At 40.8% G+C, this 17,266-nt stretch carries 19 protein-coding genes; 11 read left to right on the forward strand and 8 right to left on the reverse strand.

Annotated elements, in window-relative coordinates:
* Window positions 1-143: 143 nt before the first annotated feature.
* The 4 genes from pdsR to NYF15_RS05000 all read left to right on the forward strand — a co-directional run bounded on the left by pdsR (window position 144) and on the right by NYF15_RS05000 (window position 3,496).
* A complete protein-coding gene (gene pdsR / locus NYF15_RS04985; protein WP_193987727.1) occupies window positions 144-833 on the forward strand; it encodes a proteobacterial dedicated sortase system response regulator in 690 nt (229 codons plus the stop codon).
* Window positions 833-2,959 carry a proteobacterial dedicated sortase system histidine kinase gene (gene pdsS / locus NYF15_RS04990; protein WP_371352997.1) on the forward strand — a complete coding sequence of 709 codons (2,127 nt, stop codon included), beginning with the start codon at window positions 833-835 and terminating at the stop codon, window positions 2,957-2,959. The genes pdsR and pdsS overlap by 1 nt, the downstream gene beginning before the upstream one ends.
* Window positions 2,960-3,074: 115 nt before the next feature.
* Entirely contained in the window at window positions 3,075-3,236 is a 162-nt protein-coding gene (locus NYF15_RS04995; protein WP_157066206.1) for a hypothetical protein, read from the forward strand.
* Between the two features lie 50 nt (window positions 3,237-3,286).
* On the forward strand, window positions 3,287-3,496 hold the full coding sequence (locus tag NYF15_RS05000; RefSeq protein ID WP_062569538.1) for a hypothetical protein: 210 nt from the start codon (window positions 3,287-3,289) through the stop codon (window positions 3,494-3,496).
* A 1-nt stretch (window position 3,497) separates the two neighbouring features.
* On the opposite strand, the gene NYF15_RS05005 is transcribed toward NYF15_RS05000, so the two are convergent.
* From NYF15_RS05005 to NYF15_RS05020, 4 genes are read right to left on the reverse strand one after another with little or no spacing between them, the layout of a single operon-like run.
* Entirely contained in the window at window positions 3,498-3,998 is a 501-nt protein-coding gene (locus NYF15_RS05005) for a DUF1543 domain-containing protein (RefSeq protein WP_371352998.1), read from the reverse strand.
* A gap of 20 nt (window positions 3,999-4,018) precedes the next feature.
* Window positions 4,019-5,362 carry a sigma 54-interacting transcriptional regulator gene (locus NYF15_RS05010; RefSeq protein ID WP_193987730.1) on the reverse strand — a complete coding sequence of 448 codons (1,344 nt, stop codon included), beginning with the start codon at window positions 5,360-5,362 and terminating at the stop codon, window positions 4,019-4,021.
* A gap of 2 nt (window positions 5,363-5,364) precedes the next feature.
* Window positions 5,365-5,901 carry a hypothetical protein gene (locus NYF15_RS05015; RefSeq protein ID WP_130149579.1) on the reverse strand — a complete coding sequence of 179 codons (537 nt, stop codon included), beginning with the start codon at window positions 5,899-5,901 and terminating at the stop codon, window positions 5,365-5,367.
* Between the two features lies 1 nt (window position 5,902).
* Window positions 5,903-7,360: a sensor histidine kinase gene (locus NYF15_RS05020; RefSeq protein WP_371352999.1), complete on the reverse strand. Its 1,458-nt coding sequence runs from the start codon at window positions 7,358-7,360 to the stop codon at window positions 5,903-5,905.
* Between the two features lie 311 nt (window positions 7,361-7,671).
* Here NYF15_RS05020 and NYF15_RS05025 point away from each other — a divergent pair, with 311 nt between their 5' ends.
* From NYF15_RS05025 to NYF15_RS05045, 5 genes are all read left to right on the forward strand, one after another.
* On the forward strand, window positions 7,672-7,899 hold the full coding sequence (locus NYF15_RS05025; protein ID WP_237118013.1) for an EF-hand domain-containing protein: 228 nt from the start codon (window positions 7,672-7,674) through the stop codon (window positions 7,897-7,899).
* A gap of 9 nt (window positions 7,900-7,908) precedes the next feature.
* Window positions 7,909-8,136, forward strand: a complete 228-nt coding sequence (locus NYF15_RS05030) for a hypothetical protein (protein ID WP_130149576.1) — start codon at window positions 7,909-7,911, stop codon at window positions 8,134-8,136.
* A gap of 100 nt (window positions 8,137-8,236) precedes the next feature.
* A complete protein-coding gene (locus NYF15_RS05035; RefSeq protein ID WP_130149575.1) occupies window positions 8,237-8,470 on the forward strand; it encodes an EF-hand domain-containing protein in 234 nt (77 codons plus the stop codon).
* Window positions 8,471-8,476: 6 nt separating this feature from the next.
* Window positions 8,477-8,710 (forward strand): EF-hand domain-containing protein, encoded by a 234-nt coding sequence (locus NYF15_RS05040; RefSeq protein WP_062569530.1) that lies wholly within the window; start codon window positions 8,477-8,479, stop codon window positions 8,708-8,710.
* A 105-nt stretch (window positions 8,711-8,815) separates the two neighbouring features.
* Window positions 8,816-10,456 carry an amidohydrolase gene (locus NYF15_RS05045; RefSeq protein ID WP_371353000.1) on the forward strand — a complete coding sequence of 547 codons (1,641 nt, stop codon included), beginning with the start codon at window positions 8,816-8,818 and terminating at the stop codon, window positions 10,454-10,456.
* Between the two features lie 7 nt (window positions 10,457-10,463).
* Here NYF15_RS05045 and NYF15_RS05050 read toward each other — a convergent pair whose 3' ends face one another.
* On the reverse strand, window positions 10,464-10,694 hold the full coding sequence (locus NYF15_RS05050; RefSeq protein ID WP_062570023.1) for a YgjV family protein: 231 nt from the start codon (window positions 10,692-10,694) through the stop codon (window positions 10,464-10,466).
* A 267-nt stretch (window positions 10,695-10,961) separates the two neighbouring features.
* On the opposite strand from NYF15_RS05050, the gene NYF15_RS05055 reads away from it, so the two are divergent.
* Window positions 10,962-11,618 carry a Crp/Fnr family transcriptional regulator gene (locus NYF15_RS05055; RefSeq protein ID WP_062569528.1) on the forward strand — a complete coding sequence of 219 codons (657 nt, stop codon included), beginning with the start codon at window positions 10,962-10,964 and terminating at the stop codon, window positions 11,616-11,618.
* Between the two features lie 37 nt (window positions 11,619-11,655).
* Here NYF15_RS05055 and NYF15_RS05060 read toward each other — a convergent pair whose 3' ends face one another.
* Window positions 11,656-12,222: a phosphoribosyltransferase gene (locus tag NYF15_RS05060; protein ID WP_130149573.1), complete on the reverse strand. Its 567-nt coding sequence runs from the start codon at window positions 12,220-12,222 to the stop codon at window positions 11,656-11,658.
* Between the two features lie 196 nt (window positions 12,223-12,418).
* The gene (gene pepB / locus NYF15_RS05065; RefSeq protein ID WP_193987735.1) at window positions 12,419-13,714 is read right to left on the reverse strand and encodes an aminopeptidase PepB; all 1,296 of its coding nucleotides are present in this window, start codon (window positions 13,712-13,714) and stop codon (window positions 12,419-12,421) included.
* Window positions 13,715-13,875: 161 nt separating this feature from the next.
* Here pepB and sfsA point away from each other — a divergent pair, with 161 nt between their 5' ends.
* The gene (gene sfsA, locus NYF15_RS05070) at window positions 13,876-14,595 is read left to right on the forward strand and encodes a DNA/RNA nuclease SfsA (RefSeq protein ID WP_130149571.1); all 720 of its coding nucleotides are present in this window, start codon (window positions 13,876-13,878) and stop codon (window positions 14,593-14,595) included.
* On the opposite strand, the gene NYF15_RS05075 is transcribed toward sfsA, so the two are convergent.
* Complete coding sequence (locus tag NYF15_RS05075; RefSeq protein ID WP_371353001.1) at window positions 14,585-17,134, reverse strand: penicillin acylase family protein; 2,550 nt, start codon at window positions 17,132-17,134, stop codon at window positions 14,585-14,587. The genes sfsA and NYF15_RS05075 overlap by 11 nt on opposite strands.
* Window positions 17,135-17,266: the final 132 nt, after the last annotated feature.

Here is a 17,266-nt window from a genome sequence, read left to right on the forward strand (position 1 = left end):
AGTCGAAATGGCAATAAAGGGGATCAAAAAAGGCAAACTGCTGAGCAATTGTGGCAGAAAAATGGCAATCGCATTTTTGCCAGTACGCAAGGCAAAAAATTAGGTATAGTTCGCTATAGAAAGAATTTAAGTAAGTATTAACAATGAAGAAAATAGCAATCGTTGAAGATGAAACAGCAATCCGCGAAAACTACACAGAAATGCTCAGCGCTCAGGGCTATCAGGTTGTAGGCTTTGCTGACAGAGCCAGTGCTGAACTGGCATTTAATCAATCTTTACCAGATTTAGCCATTGTTGATATTGGCCTTGGCCATGAAGTAGATGGTGGTTTTTTACTTTGCCAAACATTACGCAGTCTTTCTAAAACCTTACCGATTATATTTTTAACCGCCCGCGATAGCGAAATTGATACCGTGTGTGGCCTGCGCATGGGTGCTGACGATTACTTAACCAAAGACATCAGTATGGCGCATCTTGCTGCTCGCATTGGCGCATTGTTTAGACGCCTTGATGCCTTCGATCAACCTGCTGATCAAACCGCTCTTTTACATCGCGGCCCGTTAAAGTTAGATACCCAGCGCATGCAGGTTTTTTGGCAAGAGCAACTGGTTGATTTAACTGTGACAGAATTTTGGATGGTGCATTCACTTGCGCAGCGTCCAGGTCATGTAAAAAGCCGCAACGAATTAATGAGTGATGCGAAAATTTATGTTGATGACAGCACCATTACTTCGCACGTAAAACGCATTCGTAAAAAGTTTATTGCTTTAGATGATGCATTTGATTGCATTGATACCGTTTACGGTATGGGTTATCGCTGGGAGCAAGCTTAATGCTGCGTTTGGGGCTTAGAACAAAGTTTATTTTCTTATCCTGCTTTTTGTTTTTATTGCCTTGGCTTGGCTATGAGTATGTGTGGGAAATGGAAAAGTTCTTAAGACAAGGGCAAGAAAAAACCTTAGTGGGCACCACCCGCGCACTCGCCACCGCATTACATGAGCGCCCCGCTTTGTTTGACTCGCAAACCAACTTTTTAGATCAAGTAGTAAAAGGCCGAGATTTATATGCTTACAACCTAAATAATCCGATTCAACTTGATGGCAAACTGTCGGAGTGGCAGCCTTATCAAAGCTTATTTTGGCATTACGACAAGCGCTACTTACAGGGGTTAAATAATGATCATCAAGATAGTGATCTAAGTTTTGATCACATGGTAGGCAAATACGAAAACTACCTTTATGCGGTGTTTAAAGTCGCAGACAGCTCCCTTGTATATCGTGCTAAAAATGTGCTTAGCTTTACCCGCAATGATCACTTACAGATCATGTTAAAAACACCTGAAGGTGAATTTAAACGTTATGTGGTAGCTGCTCGTCAAGATGGTTGGGTCAATGCCTTTGATGCTATAACACAACTGCCGGTCACGAAAATTCAAGGCTATTTTAAAAGCTCCGACACGGGTTACAACATAGAGCTGCGTTTTCCGCTTTCGATGTTAGGTAACAAGCTCGGTTTTGCGATTGAAGATTGGGATGAAGGCAAAGCTGAGCCCCAGCTTATGTCGACCTCAAACCTACAAAACCCCAATGATATCGGCTCAGTTTTAGTGCCGTCACCAGAAATTAACCGTATTTTGAAAGGCATGGGTCACAGTGGTAGTCGAATATGGGTCGTAGATAACCATCATCGTGTACTTGCGCAATCAGGCTCAATTCATCATGCTGATGGCGTTTGGGCAGATGGCCTTAAAGATGCGCCTGCAACAACGTGGTGGCAACGCTTTGAGCAAGATTATTTGCATCCTCTTTACTATAAAATATTAACTCGCCCAGAAAATGAATTTATTGATACCTTACATGATGTCGCCGCGATGCAAGGCACTCACATAGCCAGTGCTTTAAATGGTAAACCCGCATCATCATGGCGTTTAACCCCAGATAACAAAGCCGTTATTTTATCTGCCGCCTACCCTATTTGGATCCAAGATAAAGTGATTGGTGCAGTAATCGCAGAAGAAACCACCAATGGCGTGCGCACTCTGCGTAATAAGTCACTAGAGAAGCTATTTAATGTCATTTTAGCGGTAATGCTTGTTGGCACTGTGACACTGTTCTTTTTTGCGTCACGAATTTCCAGCCGTATTCGCCGCCTGCGTGATAATGCCGAACAAGCCATTGATGCCCAAGGGCGGATCACCGGCAAAATAACCTATGCCGATTCGAATGATGAAATTGGTGACCTTTCTCGTAGCTTTGCCAACATTGTTAGTCGTTTAAGTGGTTATACTGATTACTTAGAAAATATGTCATCACGACTTTCCCATGAACTACGCACGCCTGTGGCTGTTGTTCGCTCATCACTTGAAAACTTACAAATGCAGCCACAATCTGAACTAAGTCAAAAATATCTCGACCGTGCCAGTGAAGGGGTTGAGCGGTTGGGTAAAATTATTACCACCATGAGCGAAGCAACGCGTCTTGAACAAAGTATTCAAAGCGCCGAAGCTGAAGAATTTGATCTGACCAAGGTGATCACCGGCTGCATGCAAGGCTATCAAATAACCTACGGTGAAAGTCTATTTACCTTGTCGCTTTGTAAAGAGCCGTTAAATGTCAGTGGCGCACCAGAGTTTATTGCCCAATTGCTTGATAAGCTCATCAACAATGCACTTGAGTTTAAAACTCCACAAAGCACAATTTCCGTTAGCTTAATCAAGCAAGAGCAACATGCATTATTAAAAATTAGCAACCAAGGACCTCTGCTACCTGACGGTTTAGTTGAACACATTTTCGACTCAATGGTCTCGGTGAGAAGTCAGCAACATCAACAGCAGCCTCACTTAGGCTTAGGTCTTTATATTGTAAGGCTTATTTGCGATTACCATCACGGTAAAGTAGCCGCTGAAAATTTAGATGATGGCACGGGTGTTGTGTTTACTGTGGAGCTGCCTATTAAATAAGCAAATTTGTGTTACATATGATTACAGTTTAATGACGCATTATTCACCGATAATTCAGCTTCAACTGCTTAGTATTTGTCGTATAAATGGCAAATTCGACATTGAGGGGGGTATCATGCAGTCTGGATTACAACGCGAGGAAATAGAGTTTATTATGGGACTGTATAATTGTAATGATACAGCCGACAAACCAGTAAAACCTAAAAAGCCAGTAAAAAAAGCGGCCAATAAAAAAATTGATGCAGCGCAATATAAGTCACCAAGTTATTTGACCTAATCAATCTTAGCTCATTACAATAGCGCACCTTTGCAATGTGACGCTTTGTTATGAAAAAACACTCTCCAAAAAAAGAACTGATCTTACTACCTGTTTTATTCGTCGCTATTCTGCTTTGTGTCGTAGGACACTTCTTACTTCAGCCAAATTATCAAGACAATCATACTGTAGAGTATTTACTTGCGGCATTGCCTTTTGCTTTATTTGGCCTAGTGATTATCGCCTTTAAAATTGCTAGTAAAAGCGATAATCAGGATTAGTTTATAAAACGTGATAACCAAACCAATCCGGTTTCATTGCTTGTGATTCTCCGCTTGGGGTTAATTTGATTGATAAGTTACTATCGAGCAAGTCAATCGCGAAACAATCATCGACATCGTGTAAATCATCCTTATGGAGATGGCTTAACCCTGCAAGTAAAGACTCTTTTGCACGTTGTTTAGCTTCTTCACTGCTGCGTGCAACATAGAGTGAAAAATCATGCTGCTCTGCCAACCTATCAGCACGATAGGCACCTAGATTCACAAAGTATAATTTTTCAGGTTGTGAATGCGCTTCTTCAACAACCTCAACCTTGTATCCATCAATGTGCTGGATTTGCATGTAACTATCCATGTGCACATTGTTTTTATCACCGACCCACTGTGCTTTTAATTTTGAGTATGTTTGTTCAATCGTACTTCCCACAACAAATCGCACATCATGCATTTCTATGTGGCAACCTTGAATACGTCCACCAAGGTAGACTAAAAAAAGCGACATGAATTTTCCTTATGCTAGCTCTACATTAAGTTTTCGACATTAATGTTGTGTTTTTTTATTAACTTATAAAAATCTGAACGGTTCCGTTTTGCAAGCTTAGCGGCCTCTGCGACATTGCCGGCTGCCATCTTTAAGGTATTGATTAGATAATCTCGTTCAAACTCTTTTTTCGCATCATTCAGCGAAAGTGGTTCCGCAATACTTACATTACTATTGAGTGCAGACTCCACCAGTTGAGCAGAAATAACTCCGCCTGGCGTCAAGGCTACAACTTGTTCAATCACGTTTTGTAGTTGGCGAATATTACCTGGCCAATCATACCTCACTAGCGCATGCATCGCATCGCTTGCAAAGCGTTTTTCGTCTTGATTCATGCGCTTTGCTATCTGCCCTGCAAAATGCTGTGCCAACAAGCTTATATCTTCACGGCGTTCACACAGAGGTGGTAGCTTTAAATTAACAACGTTCAATCGATAATAAAGATCTTCCCTAAATTGTTGGTTATTTATCGCTTCGGGAAGGTTTTTATGGGTGGCAGATACAACTCTGACATCAATTGGAATTTCTTCTTGGAAGCCAACAGGGCGAATCGTTTTCTCTTGTAATACGCGTAATAACTTCACTTGTAAGTTCAGTGGCATATCACCAATTTCATCTAAAAACAGTGTGCCGCCTTGTGCTTGCTGAAATAAACCTTGATGATCTTTCACAGCCCCTGTAAACGCGCCTTTTTTATGCCCGAATAATTCCGACTCTAGTAGCTCACCGGGTACTGCACCGCAGTTAATCGCCACGAATGGACCGTCACTAACGTGACTATGCTGATGGATTGCTTGCGCAAGTAGTTCTTTACCTGTGCCACTGGCACCAGATATAAGTACGTTAACCTGTGTCGGCCCCAGTAGCTTAACCTGTTCAAGTAAATGCAGCATCGCCCCGCTTCGCGTCACAATATTGGTTTGAGTTGGCGCTTCCTCCCCATGCACTCCATGGATCTCTATTGCTTTTGCTAAGCTGTCAAATAACTCATCTTTATCAACAGGCTTTGTGATAAATGCAAAAATTCCCTGCTTTGTCGCCTCGACTGCATCTGGAATCGAACCATGCGCTGTCATCATGATGACAGGCATAGATGGGTAGCGGCTTTGCAACTGACGATGCAGCGCCATTCCGTCCATTTCGTCCATTCTTAAATCGGTAATTACCGCGTCGTAGGTTTTATTTTTAAGCTCTTGAAGAGCCACAATGCCACTTTCAGCAGTACTCACTTGATAGCCTTTAGACTCGATTCTTATTGCTAACAGCTTTAATAAACTCGCGTCATCATCCACTAGTAACACGCGAGGTTTACTTACTTCATTCATACTTACTGCTCCTTAGTCTCTTCGCGAAGAAGAAGTTGCTGCTCAATCGTAGCCAGTGACGACAATGTTTTTTCCATTTTTTCGGTTAATGCTTGCTTTGCTTGTTTCGCTTTTAAATGCTGCTTAACACTTTGCTTTTGAAGCCAAAGGTACTGCTTTATATCATCTGGCCAATAGTAAGCTTGATCTGTTTTGTCTAGTAAAGCCAACGTTTTTTCTGGACTTGCTTCGCTCTCTAGACACAGTGATTTAAACAACGCTTTGATTTCTTTTTCACCTACATAACTTACTTTTTTATGTGTGCTCTTATAGCCTCCACATTGCTGGGCATGCCAAGCAATAACAATATTTGCAGGTGGATACATCGGCTCACTTTTCGGACGCGGCTTGGGATTAGGCTCTCCCTCTTCGGGTGTTACATGTTTTTTATTAACTACTTGCTGCGCTTGCTCTGTTACGGGCTTAGTTTCTAGCAACGAACAGCCCGAGAGCATTAGTGCAGCAATCATCATAAAACTGGCTTTATTAGCTAAGCCCATATCAGTTAACTCCCTGGGTTAATTGAATTGGTAATATTACGGTAAAACAGCAGCCATGGGGGTCATTGTCTTCGAGCTTTAGCTCACCGTTTAGTTGTTCAACTGTTTCTTTCACAATAGTAAGTCCTAAGCCACTGCCCATCTCAGCTTGGCTTTTGGCATTTTTACCTTGATAAAATGCACCAAAAATAGACATTTTTTCGGATTCATCAACACCAATGCCAAGATCGCTCACCGACACCATAAGCTTACTGTGTTTAAATGTCACCTTAATGGTAACTGCTTCTTTTTCTGGTGAAAATTTTAATGCGTTGGAAATAAGCTGCACTAAAATCATTTCTAATAATTCCGTTGAAATATAAAGAGATCGGCTAGGTAATTCATTTAACCAAAGCAACGATTGATCTCGCGCTATGAGGCGATGTTCAAAATGTCGCTCTATTTTGCCCATCATCACCGAAAAGTCTAATTCGGTGATGCTCTCCTTACTGGTGCGAATTGCATTATAATTTAAAAGGCTTTCAATCATAATGCGTAACCGCGCCATGCTTTGTGTAATAAGCTCTAATACAGCTTGCTGCTCTGCATTGATAGGCCCCACAATTTCATCAGCGAGGAGATCTGTTCCTTCAACCATAGAAGCCAATGGGGTTTTTAATTCATGTGTAACATGACGTAAGAATGTATCTTTTTGCTGCTCAAGCATATGAAGTTGTGCTTGTACCCATTGTAACTTATTGCCTAACTCAATAAGCTCAGAAGAACCTTTAACAGAAATATTTTGTTGCCAATGACCTTGTCCCAGTTTATCGATAACAGATGTCAATTCGCGTAAACGCCCACTGATCCGCCATAAAAACCCGCCACTCACCAGCAAAGTAATAGGGATCAATGCCAATAGCCAATTTATAAATGACGCTTGTAAGGTTTTTAAGTGTTGTTGGTTTTTCGTGATGCGTAATTCATTCTGATCACGTAGCCACAGCGTTTGCTCTGCAATCAGTTTACTGGCTGGTGCAAACAGCTCACCATCTTGTTTTTGTTCATGTACCAAGTGTTGCTGAGCAAAGCTCAACACATCGGCTAGCTGCTGCCATTGGTTAACGTAATCAGGTGAAGGACTCAAAAAAATTAGCTCATCAATGCTTTGTAAAGATGACTGCCATTTATTTGCAATTAAGGTGTCAAGTGATTCACTTTTCAACACCCAGTTTTGCCTTGTTGCTCTCTCAAGGCTATTTAGGTCCTGCTTAAGACTATTAAATGTTTTGGTTACTAAGTAGTTATCGCTCACTATTTTTTGTGTGACAGCAAGCTGCTTGTTGAGCGCATTTAAAAATAGGATCACAACCAAAGATAAAGGCAATAATGATAAAAGAGTACTAAACACAAATTGCCCGATTAAATTGGGACGCCAATCGAGTAGATGTTTAAACTTACTGCTAGCTTGCCTTTGCATAGGTTTCCTTCAAGGTGTGACAGGTATAAATTATCTATGAGTTAAGTTATACACTGGCTGAATTTTATCTGAAATTCAGCACTATTTTCACTAAAAAATCAATATCGTTGCAATTTGGAGACAAACTAAACAACTGATTTTAAAAGGTTAAATTTAAAAATTTATTTTCCCGTTGCAAAAAAGACACAAAACCATGTAAGAATTTCTACCGACACACGCCAAAAAACACATAACAACATGATAATTAACAGCTTTTAACTTTGGCATTGTTTTTGTATTAGAGTAAATAATTAATTTTCTTAGGAATTAAAATGAAGAAATTGGCCCTTACTATGCTGACGGTTGTGTGTTGTATTTCAACAACCACGTATGCCCTTAACTTAAATGATTCTTTTAAAGAACTGGACAAAGACAGTAACGGCACTTTAAGTGAATCAGAGGCATCGGAAGACGCGTTGTTACACGACAACTTTTCACAAATTGATACGAATCAAGATGGCCAAATTTCTTTTTCAGAATTTCAATTGTTTGTTCAATAGGAGATTGTAATGAAACAACTTATTGCCGCTTTCTCGCTGATGTTTTTAGTGATCAGCGCAACCGTTTTAGCATCACAAATGGACGTACGTTTCGCTAAATTTGATACGAATGCCGATGGTGAAATTTCGCTTACAGAAGCCACACAACATGATGACTTACTGAAGCAATTTGCTGATCTAGATAAAAATGACGATCAGGTTTTATCAGAGCAAGAGTTTGAGAAATTCAAACTTTAACGACTTAAAGTGTTTGCCATAATCCCTGAGGGAGTGTGTAAACGGATTTAATTTTGGGAATTAAATTATGGCAAGCACTTTCACTAACAAGGAGCGCAGTATGAAAATAGTCTCAGTTATTTCACTAATCCTTATGACTTTTAGCTTTAATAGCTTTGCATTAGATGTAAAACAACGTTTTAATCATCTCGACAAGAATAAAGATGGCTATTTAAGCCCTGACGAACTTACGCCTCAGCCTCATCTTAAAAAGCGTATAAGTCAGTGGGATACAGATAATGACAAGCGCATATCACTCCTTGAGTTTAAAAATTATTTAACAAGTAAGAGCTAACAAACAATGACAAGATTAACCATCACCAGCTTAGTTTCATGTTTTCTTTTTAGTACTATGAGCTTAGCCTCTGGCAGTATTGGTGAGAAGTTTAAACAACTTGATCGCAATGATGACGGCTACTTAAGTCGCTCTGAATCAGCACGAGACCCAGCACTTTGGTCTCGTTTTCAAAGTTACGATAAAGACAAAGATAACAAGTTATCACTCGCAGAGTTTGAAGTTTACGCTAGCAAATAAATTAAGGGTGTGCCAAGCACCCTTCCCCTGTCATTTTTGTTCAAGTAGTTGCAGTTTATTACAACTCTGATACTGTTTTTATAAATCAATAAAAACAAGACAATTATGAAATTCATCATCGGCTTACTCGCATCAGCATCACTATCCTGTTTTGCAAACACAACGGTTATCTATAACGTCAATGGCTACACACCGACCTATAAAGGGGATACCAAACAGTTTTCAACATTGGTCATCAAAGATGGCAAGGTGGTTAAAACAGGTAATGACTCCTTAAAAGCCAGTTATCCTGATGCAACAGCCTTTGATGGTGAGCAGGCGACTTTGCTACCCGGCCTTATTGATGCCCATGGCCATGTTATTGGCCTTGGTAACAACCTATCGCAACTGGATGTTAGAAATACCCGATCAGTTGATGAGGTCGGAAAGAAGCTCGCAGAATTTGCGAAAGATAAACAAGGCTGGATCATTGGTCGTGGCTGGAACCAAGAGCAATGGCCAGGCGCACAATTTCCTACGGCAGCAGACTTAGACCGCTATGTAAAAGATAAGCCTGTGGTACTGTCTCGAGTTGATGGCCATGCAGTGTGGGTTAATTCGAAAGCCATGGCACTTGCTGGTATCGAAAAAGACACTCGCTCTCCTGCCGGTGGTGAAATTTTAAAACTGGACTCAGGGTTAGCTTCAGGTGTCTTCATTGATAAAGCCGAAACACTAATAACTCAGCATGTACCAAAAGCAAGCCACGCTAGCATTAATACTGCTTTAGATAATGCAGGTAAACATTTGCTTAGCTTAGGCATTACATCAACCCACGATGCGGGTATTGATTATGATACGTGGCAAGTTTACAAAGAACGTGCAGAGCAAGGCACTCTACCGCTGAGAATTGTTGCTATGTTAAGCGCAAGCGACCCGAAACTAGACACCATGTTAAAAGCGGGTCGCTATAAAGATATGCATGACTACATGTCAATTAGAAGCGTAAAAGTATACGCCGATGGTGCGCTAGGGAGCCGTGGTGCTGCACTAATTGATGAATATGCTGATCGTAAAAATTATCATGGCTTGATGCTTGAAACACAACAAAAACTCGAACAACTTTTCACCTTAAGTTTTGAAAATGGTTTTAGTGCGAACACCCATGCTATTGGTGATAAAGCGAACCATATCGTATTAGATGCCTACGAAAAAGTGTTTAAAAAATCTGGGGGAATTTTATTACGTAACCGTATTGAGCATGCGCAGATTGTTACGCCCGACGATATTGTTCGCTTCAAATCACTAAAAATCATTCCCTCAATGCAACCTGTGCATGCCACGTCTGATATGCATATGGCTGAACAACGCTTGACCGATAAACAGCTTACCGGTGCGTATGCTTGGAAAACATTTTTAGATCAAGGCTCAATTGTGGCTGCGGGTTCTGACTTTCCTGTAGAACTAGCTGACCCATTCGATGGTTTATATTCAGCCATTACTCGCATGGATCACAACCAGTTACCAAAAGGTGGTTGGCGACCAAAAGAACTATTATCGAGAGATGAAGCTTTACGAGCGTTCACTTTAGGCGGCGCTTATGCTGCTCATCAAGAGTTTAAATTAGGCAGTTTAGAGCAAGGTAAATGGGCTGACTTTATTTTAATAAACAAAGACTACTTTACTGTTCCGGTATCACAGATTCATGACATCAAGGTTAAGCAAACATGGATTGGTGGCGAACTAAAATATCAACAAGAAAACTAAATGGTCACTATTTAGCGTCAGTCGATGACTGACGCTTTAATTTAATAATATGGTAGATATTTACAAACGTCAGTAGTCCATTTGTGAATGCAACAGGAATGGCATCAATCGCTATACCGTAACAAGTAAATGCAATACATCCAGCCAAATTAAACCAACGTAGCTTAACCACATCACTCATTGTTAAAGAAGCGACCAACAAGGCAGACGCTAAATAGCCTAAATATTCCCAACTCAATTGTTCTCTCCTAGGCTTTAGGTTAGCATTAGAGCTTGTCATTTTTTTTGACTTACTCATTGCTACTTTAACAATGAAAATAAAAAAGCTAACTTACTAAAAACCTTATTAAAGCACAGTAAATACTTTGCTTAAAATCATTAACACGGGAAATGAAGGTACAAGCAAGGCATGGCCTCGCTAGCAAGTTAGCGTGAATTCTTAGAATCTTAATGCTAGCGTCATTAAGGTGTAATAAATAGGACAATTGTCCGAAGAGCGGCGTTAATGTTTCAATATCATTTTTCAAGTTATCTAGTTGAGCAATTACTTACTTTTGCAGGAAGTCGATACCAACAAGCAAAAAAAGAAGTGCTGATCCATCAAGATCAACCACTGTCTAAACTCGTGTTAGTCAGAAGCGGAACGGTGTCGCTCAGTTATGACGTGGGTAATGGGCGTAGACTATTACTCGGCCAGCTTGATTGTAATAACACCTTAATTGGCGAGATCGAGGCACTAAATAACTTACCTTGTATTTACACCGTGACCTGCTTTAGCGATGTAAGTTATAACTTAATCGAGCTAAAACATTGGCGCTCACTGTTACTAGAAAAGCCAGAACTCAGCTTGTACACAGCACAAACTATCGCCGCTAAGTTTCAAGAGAATCAGAAAATTAATCTCGATAAACTCCTATTGCCACTGAGTTACAACATAGCAAAAGACTGTTTATTAAGGGCTGAGAATAATAATCCAACACTGCTACGTGCCTACCCTACGGTTAATGCAGAGGCTGAACGTTTCGCAACCACTGAACGCGCTTATCGCCGCGTAGTGACAGAGCTGGTAGAAAAAGGATTGATAGTAAGAAGCAACCAAGGACTTAAGGTTGTTGATATAGAAAAGCTAAGCAACTATGTTGATAGCTTTTCACAATTGTGAGTATGTGCCTACATACTCACTTTATTTAAGTAGCAATTTACTTATTTAATAATAAGTCTTGGATATTTGCTAAGTCTGACTTGCCTTCAATAATTTCATCTGGCGTTAAACCTGATAGCTCATGAGGGAAAACTAACCACTCATCAGACTCATGAATATAATACTCAGGCACCATGTCTACTTTTGAGTTTTTAGGCTTGTAATATGGGCAAGCAACACGAATATCGCGTGGCAGATTCAAGCGCATTAATTCAGAAAGTTTTTCTTTTAAAGCGAAAATACTACGTCCAGAGTCAAATACATCATCAACAATCAACAACGAATCATCTGCATTGGCATTTTCGATGATGTAATGCAAACCGTGTACTTTAATTTCTTTTGACTGCTGATTAATACCGTAATAAGACGATGTACGCACAGCAATATGATCTGTCTCTATGCCTTTGTAATCATAGTACTCTTGTACTGCGATACCGATAGGAGCACCACCACGCCAAATACCAATGATGAAATCAGGACGAAAACCATCTTCATAAACTTTAGCAGCAACGCGAAACGAATCTTCAAGTAACTGCTGCGCAGTGATATAGCACTTATCTGACATAAATAGAGACCCCAGTGTGAATTGATCATTCAAGTGTAGTTAATGAAATTTAAACTAACCACCTGATGAGAAAATGTGGGGCGAGATTTTATACTAAATGATGCCAAAAATCTTGTATCAGTTTGTAAATCACATTAAAAAACAAAAAAGCGCCTAATAAAGGCGCTTTTGATAATGTACTATGCGTAGTACTCAATTAAGCTTTTTCAAGCAACGTTCTAGCAACCGTACGCATACCTTGCGTTGTAGCACCCGCGGCCCACTCACTCGTGCTGCCCATATTAAATGCTGCAGCAAGGTCAATGTGCACCCACCCTTTACCATCGTTAGGAACAAAGCGCGATAAGAAGCCAGCCGCATTTGACGCACCGCCGTAACCGCCGCCTTTTTGTGGGCGACTATTTGCTGTATCAGCATAAGGCGATGGGCAGTTTTGTTGGTGCCACTTTTCAAGAGGAAGTGGCCATGCAGCTTCCATTTCTTGCTCTGCAAAATCTTGTACTTCACGCACAAAGTCTTTATCAAGGCCAAATAACGCATTGTACTCTTGACCAACAGCCACAAGTGCAGCCCCTGTTAACGTTGCCGCATCAATGATTAATGGTGCGCCAGTTTCACCCGCAGCCATTAAGCCATCAGCGAGTACTAAACGCCCCTCAGCATCTGTATTAACAATTTCAACTGTTGTGCCATTTTTATAAGTAAGAATATCACCTAATTTATAAGCATGACCTGAAATTAAGTTTTCAGCACAACATAAAAACAGCTTAATGCGTTTATTCACACCACGACTAATAGCCAGCGCTAAACCAGCAGTAACCGTCGCCGCACCGCCCATATCGCACTTCATACCAAGCATGCCTTCGCTTGCTTTAATTGAATAACCACCCGAATCGAATGTGATCCCTTTACCCACAAGAGCAGCATCAACAGGGGCATTGTCGTCGCCCGTTGGGTTGTAATCTAGCTCTAATAATACAGGTGGACGCTCACTACCACGACCTACAGCGTGAATACCTATCCATTGATGTTCTAAAAGTGCATCACCTTTAATGATTTGGTAACTAACGTGCTCAGGCGCTAATGACTGAATAAACTCAGCCGCTTTACCTGCCAAGCTTTCAGGAAAAATATCATCGGCAGTACCGTTGATCATTTGGCGAGCCCATGTCGCTGATTTTGTTAATGCAGCCAGTTCATTGCTATCTGTTTTTGCGTTTTCGGCAAACTCAACTGCATCTAAATTTTTTGGCGATACAAAGCCTTGATAAAAAGCCCATTGTGTTTCAGTGCACCAAACATCACCCGTTAGAGCAACATTCTTTAAGCCTTGATTCGCTAACGTACGCGCTGCTTTTTGTACGTTTTTAAGTGTATCTTGCTCAGTTAAATGAACGGTTGCGCCTTGTTCAGTAAAAGAAAGAGAGGCTTTTTCACCCCAATGCGCGGCAGCACCCTGCTCGCTAAGTTGAACTAAAAATTTTTCCGACATGTTAGAATACTCTTTGCGCTGAAAATTGTTTATCGAGTTTACTACAGCGAACGCGACATCCCAACCGCTTGCGATAAATAACCTTTACTAAACAGACTAAGGGTGCATTCTATGTCGCTATTCATTTACAATGAACGAACGCGTTTAATCAAAACAAAATTATGCATTTTTTACCACCTTTACAATCTGCTAAATTGCTCAAACGCTATAAACGTTTTTTAGCGGATCTTGAGCTAGAAACTGGCGAGCAATTTACCGCTCACTGTGCCAATACAGGAAAGATGACTGGTTGTGCTGAGCCTGGGTTTAGCGCTTATTACTCAACCAGTGATAACAAAAAACGAAAATACCCACACTCTTTACAGCTTACTAAAAATCATTTCGGACAGTTAATTTGCGTTAATACCGCAATAGCCAATCAAGTGGTGCATGAAGCATTAACACATAATGTAATAAAAGAGCTTTGCGACTACAGCACAATTCAAGCTGAAGTAAAATATGGGCAAGAGAACAGTCGTATCGATTTTTTACTCACCGCTAATGACAAAGCAAATTGCTACGTTGAAGTAAAATCGGTGACATTACTAAGTGAAGATAACCCTCAATCAGGACAAGGCTATTTTCCCGATGCGCAAACAGTTCGTGGCCAAAAACATATCAGAGAACTTATCGAAATGGTGCAACAAGGGCATCGCGCCGTATTACTTTTTGCTGTATTACACGAAGGAATTAGCCAAGTCAGTGGTGCCAAGCATATTGATGAAACGTATTGTTCGTTATTAACACAAGCCATTGATTGCGGTGTTGAGGTGTATGCTTATAAAGCTGATATCTCGGCCAGTGCTATTACACTGACCGAGCAAGTTCCATTTATTGCTTAGTCATTGAAATATCTATTTCATCAATTAAGTTAAGTGCAATATCAGCCTCTTTGTAAAATAAAGGCCTCAACTTGGCCGTTTGTGAATAATAACGACTTTGATCATCAAAATGCTCTGAACGTGAGTCAGAACTTTGCGACATAGTCAGTAATCCTTTTGCAACCGGCCCATCTTCAGTAAAGTTCATCACAAACATCCAACTTGAACCATAGTTCACTGGGTAACCTTGTGATGATAAATTAGAAGCCAAAGGCTTACCCGTTATTGCATCAGGTAATGTTTGATAGTCTGCATAAGGAATTAATGTAGAACGAGTTAGATTACTTCTATCAAACCGAAAGACATTGAACCCTCCTTCAACATGCATCGGCCCAGCCCATGGCAATTGTTCACCCGAAGCATGACCACCAGCCAATGATTTTTCGACGAACTGCAAATCCGCTAAAGTATCTGTTAATGAGATACCATTTGACTGTAAATTAAGCATCGCGTGCGCCAATACTTTTAATGCAACTTTGTCTTGGCGTAAAGTATGGGGAGTATTTGCAGGGTCTGTAACATCAAAATTAGTGTATAAATGAGCAGACGGATTAAACAAGTGAGCAAATTCACGAATTAATGCTGCCCCCTGAGTCTCTAAATTCATAGCCCCATTCCAGTTCGATAAAATATCGCAAGCAGGGCTTACATCAACCGCAACATCGCTTGTAATCTGTACAGGTACATCACCTTGTGCCTGACACTGTATAGCAAGATCTGCAAATACAAGTTCGCCTAAATAAATACGGTTGCCTATCAGTGCTTGCTCTAATTCATCAAGAGTGAACTTAGCATCTTCGCCACCTCCATCTTGCAATAGTTTTAGACCCATCCGCGTACGTAATGAGAGTGGTTTATGAACGTCACCATACTGAGCCGCAAAGCCAACAAGTGGCTCGTTTAGGTTTGTAACCCAATAACTATCATTTGAATTTTGCACATAGTCGGTGCGGGTAAGCTGAGGAGCTTCGGTAAATGGCACCTTACCCTGACTTTCAAATAGCTTCATATTTCCAGGCACTAAATCAAATCCAGTTGATTCTCTTAAGGCCACAAGTTCAGGTTGCAGGCGGATGGCTAAATTGGCTGTGTCATCTAATTTCAGAACGGTACTGTCATCCACATAAAATACATTCCCTGCTTTATCTGCCGCCATGGTGTTGTTGAATGACACCCCATCAAACTTAGCGAACGACTCTTTCATATCATCAAGACTCACCGCCTGATTAAGCGCAGACCACTGGGCAACCACATCCATGTTAAATTCATTCGCATCTTTAATCGTAAATGCTTGGCTATCATTCCAGCCTAAACCATTAGCGGCGGGTGTTTCCAACATCAAACCATGGTGGCTATAATAAAATGGTTTTTGAAGCTCAATGGTCGTGTTGGGGCCAATGGCAACCTCAACTGAAATTGTTTTACTGGTTATCGTATGCTGCTCATCTTCAACACGGTAACTCATACGATCATCTTCATTTAATGCCAGTTGATAAATTAAAAAGTGACGTGCTGTTGAGAAGGTATGTGTCCATGCAACATGTTCATTAAAACCGATATTAATCACCCCCGGCATACCCTGCAAACTCCCTCCCATCACATTCATTGCACCGGGTACGGTTAAATGTGACTGCCAAAAACGTAGATTTCCTTCATGGGGAAAGTGAGGGTTTGCTAATAATCCACCTTTGCCATTGGCCATCATCTCTTTACCCAAACCCCAACCATTAGAACCTAAATGCTTAAATTTTTTGTCTAATTTAAATTGCTTTGCTTGTTGATTGACATTTTTAACCAAACTGGAAACAGCATTTGGCGCATTGCTACTTGGCACAGGTAAATACTCATCACCGTCACCAGGATTTGCAAAAAATGCGAGCTCTAAAAAGTTTGCTGAACTTGCCAACTGCACAGTTGCCATTGAATATGCCAGCATATCTTGTGCGGTTAAGCTTATCACCCAAGGTGCTGACGCACATTCAGGCGCTAGATTCGCAGCCCCTGTGTCATTGACATATTTATTAAAGCCTTGCACAAATCCCTCAAAGTGAGCACGGCTGGTTTCATCCAGCTCACCATAATGCTGTAATGCGTATTCATTAACCCCTAATGCTTTGTAACCAAAATCAGAAATTAAGTGTTTAGAGTCGCCGCTACCTGCGACTTGGTCAGGGCCATAATATTTGGCACGTTCGCCGCGAGTTTTAATGATTTGATCCATCAATAAACAAGCATGATCTTTGGCATATGCATAGCCACTACCAAATGCCAAGCTCTCAAGGTTTGTTGCTGTAATATGCGGCACACCGTAACTTGTCCAACGAATATTGGCCTCAAGTACACTATCTTCGGCAAAGTTCGGAATAGCTACCTTTACGACCTCTTCAGGTTCTGGGGTTGTCGTGACAGGTGGTTCTGTAACATCATTATTGCTATCAGAATTGCAACCTACAGTGAGTAATGCTGCGGCAATACTGAATACTAAAGGGTGGAGTTTCATTGTGCATCCTTATTATGGTTATTGTATCCATTGACCAGCTTGCCTTAATTAATTCACTAAATCTTGACTCTCTACGCAATATATTGACTTTGCGCGCCAACTCATGCAGCTTAATATTTCTAATAATAAAAA

It is taken from the genome of Pseudoalteromonas sp. 68 DY56-GL68, assembly GCF_041414825.1.
GTDB lineage: Bacteria > Pseudomonadota > Gammaproteobacteria > Enterobacterales > Alteromonadaceae > Pseudoalteromonas.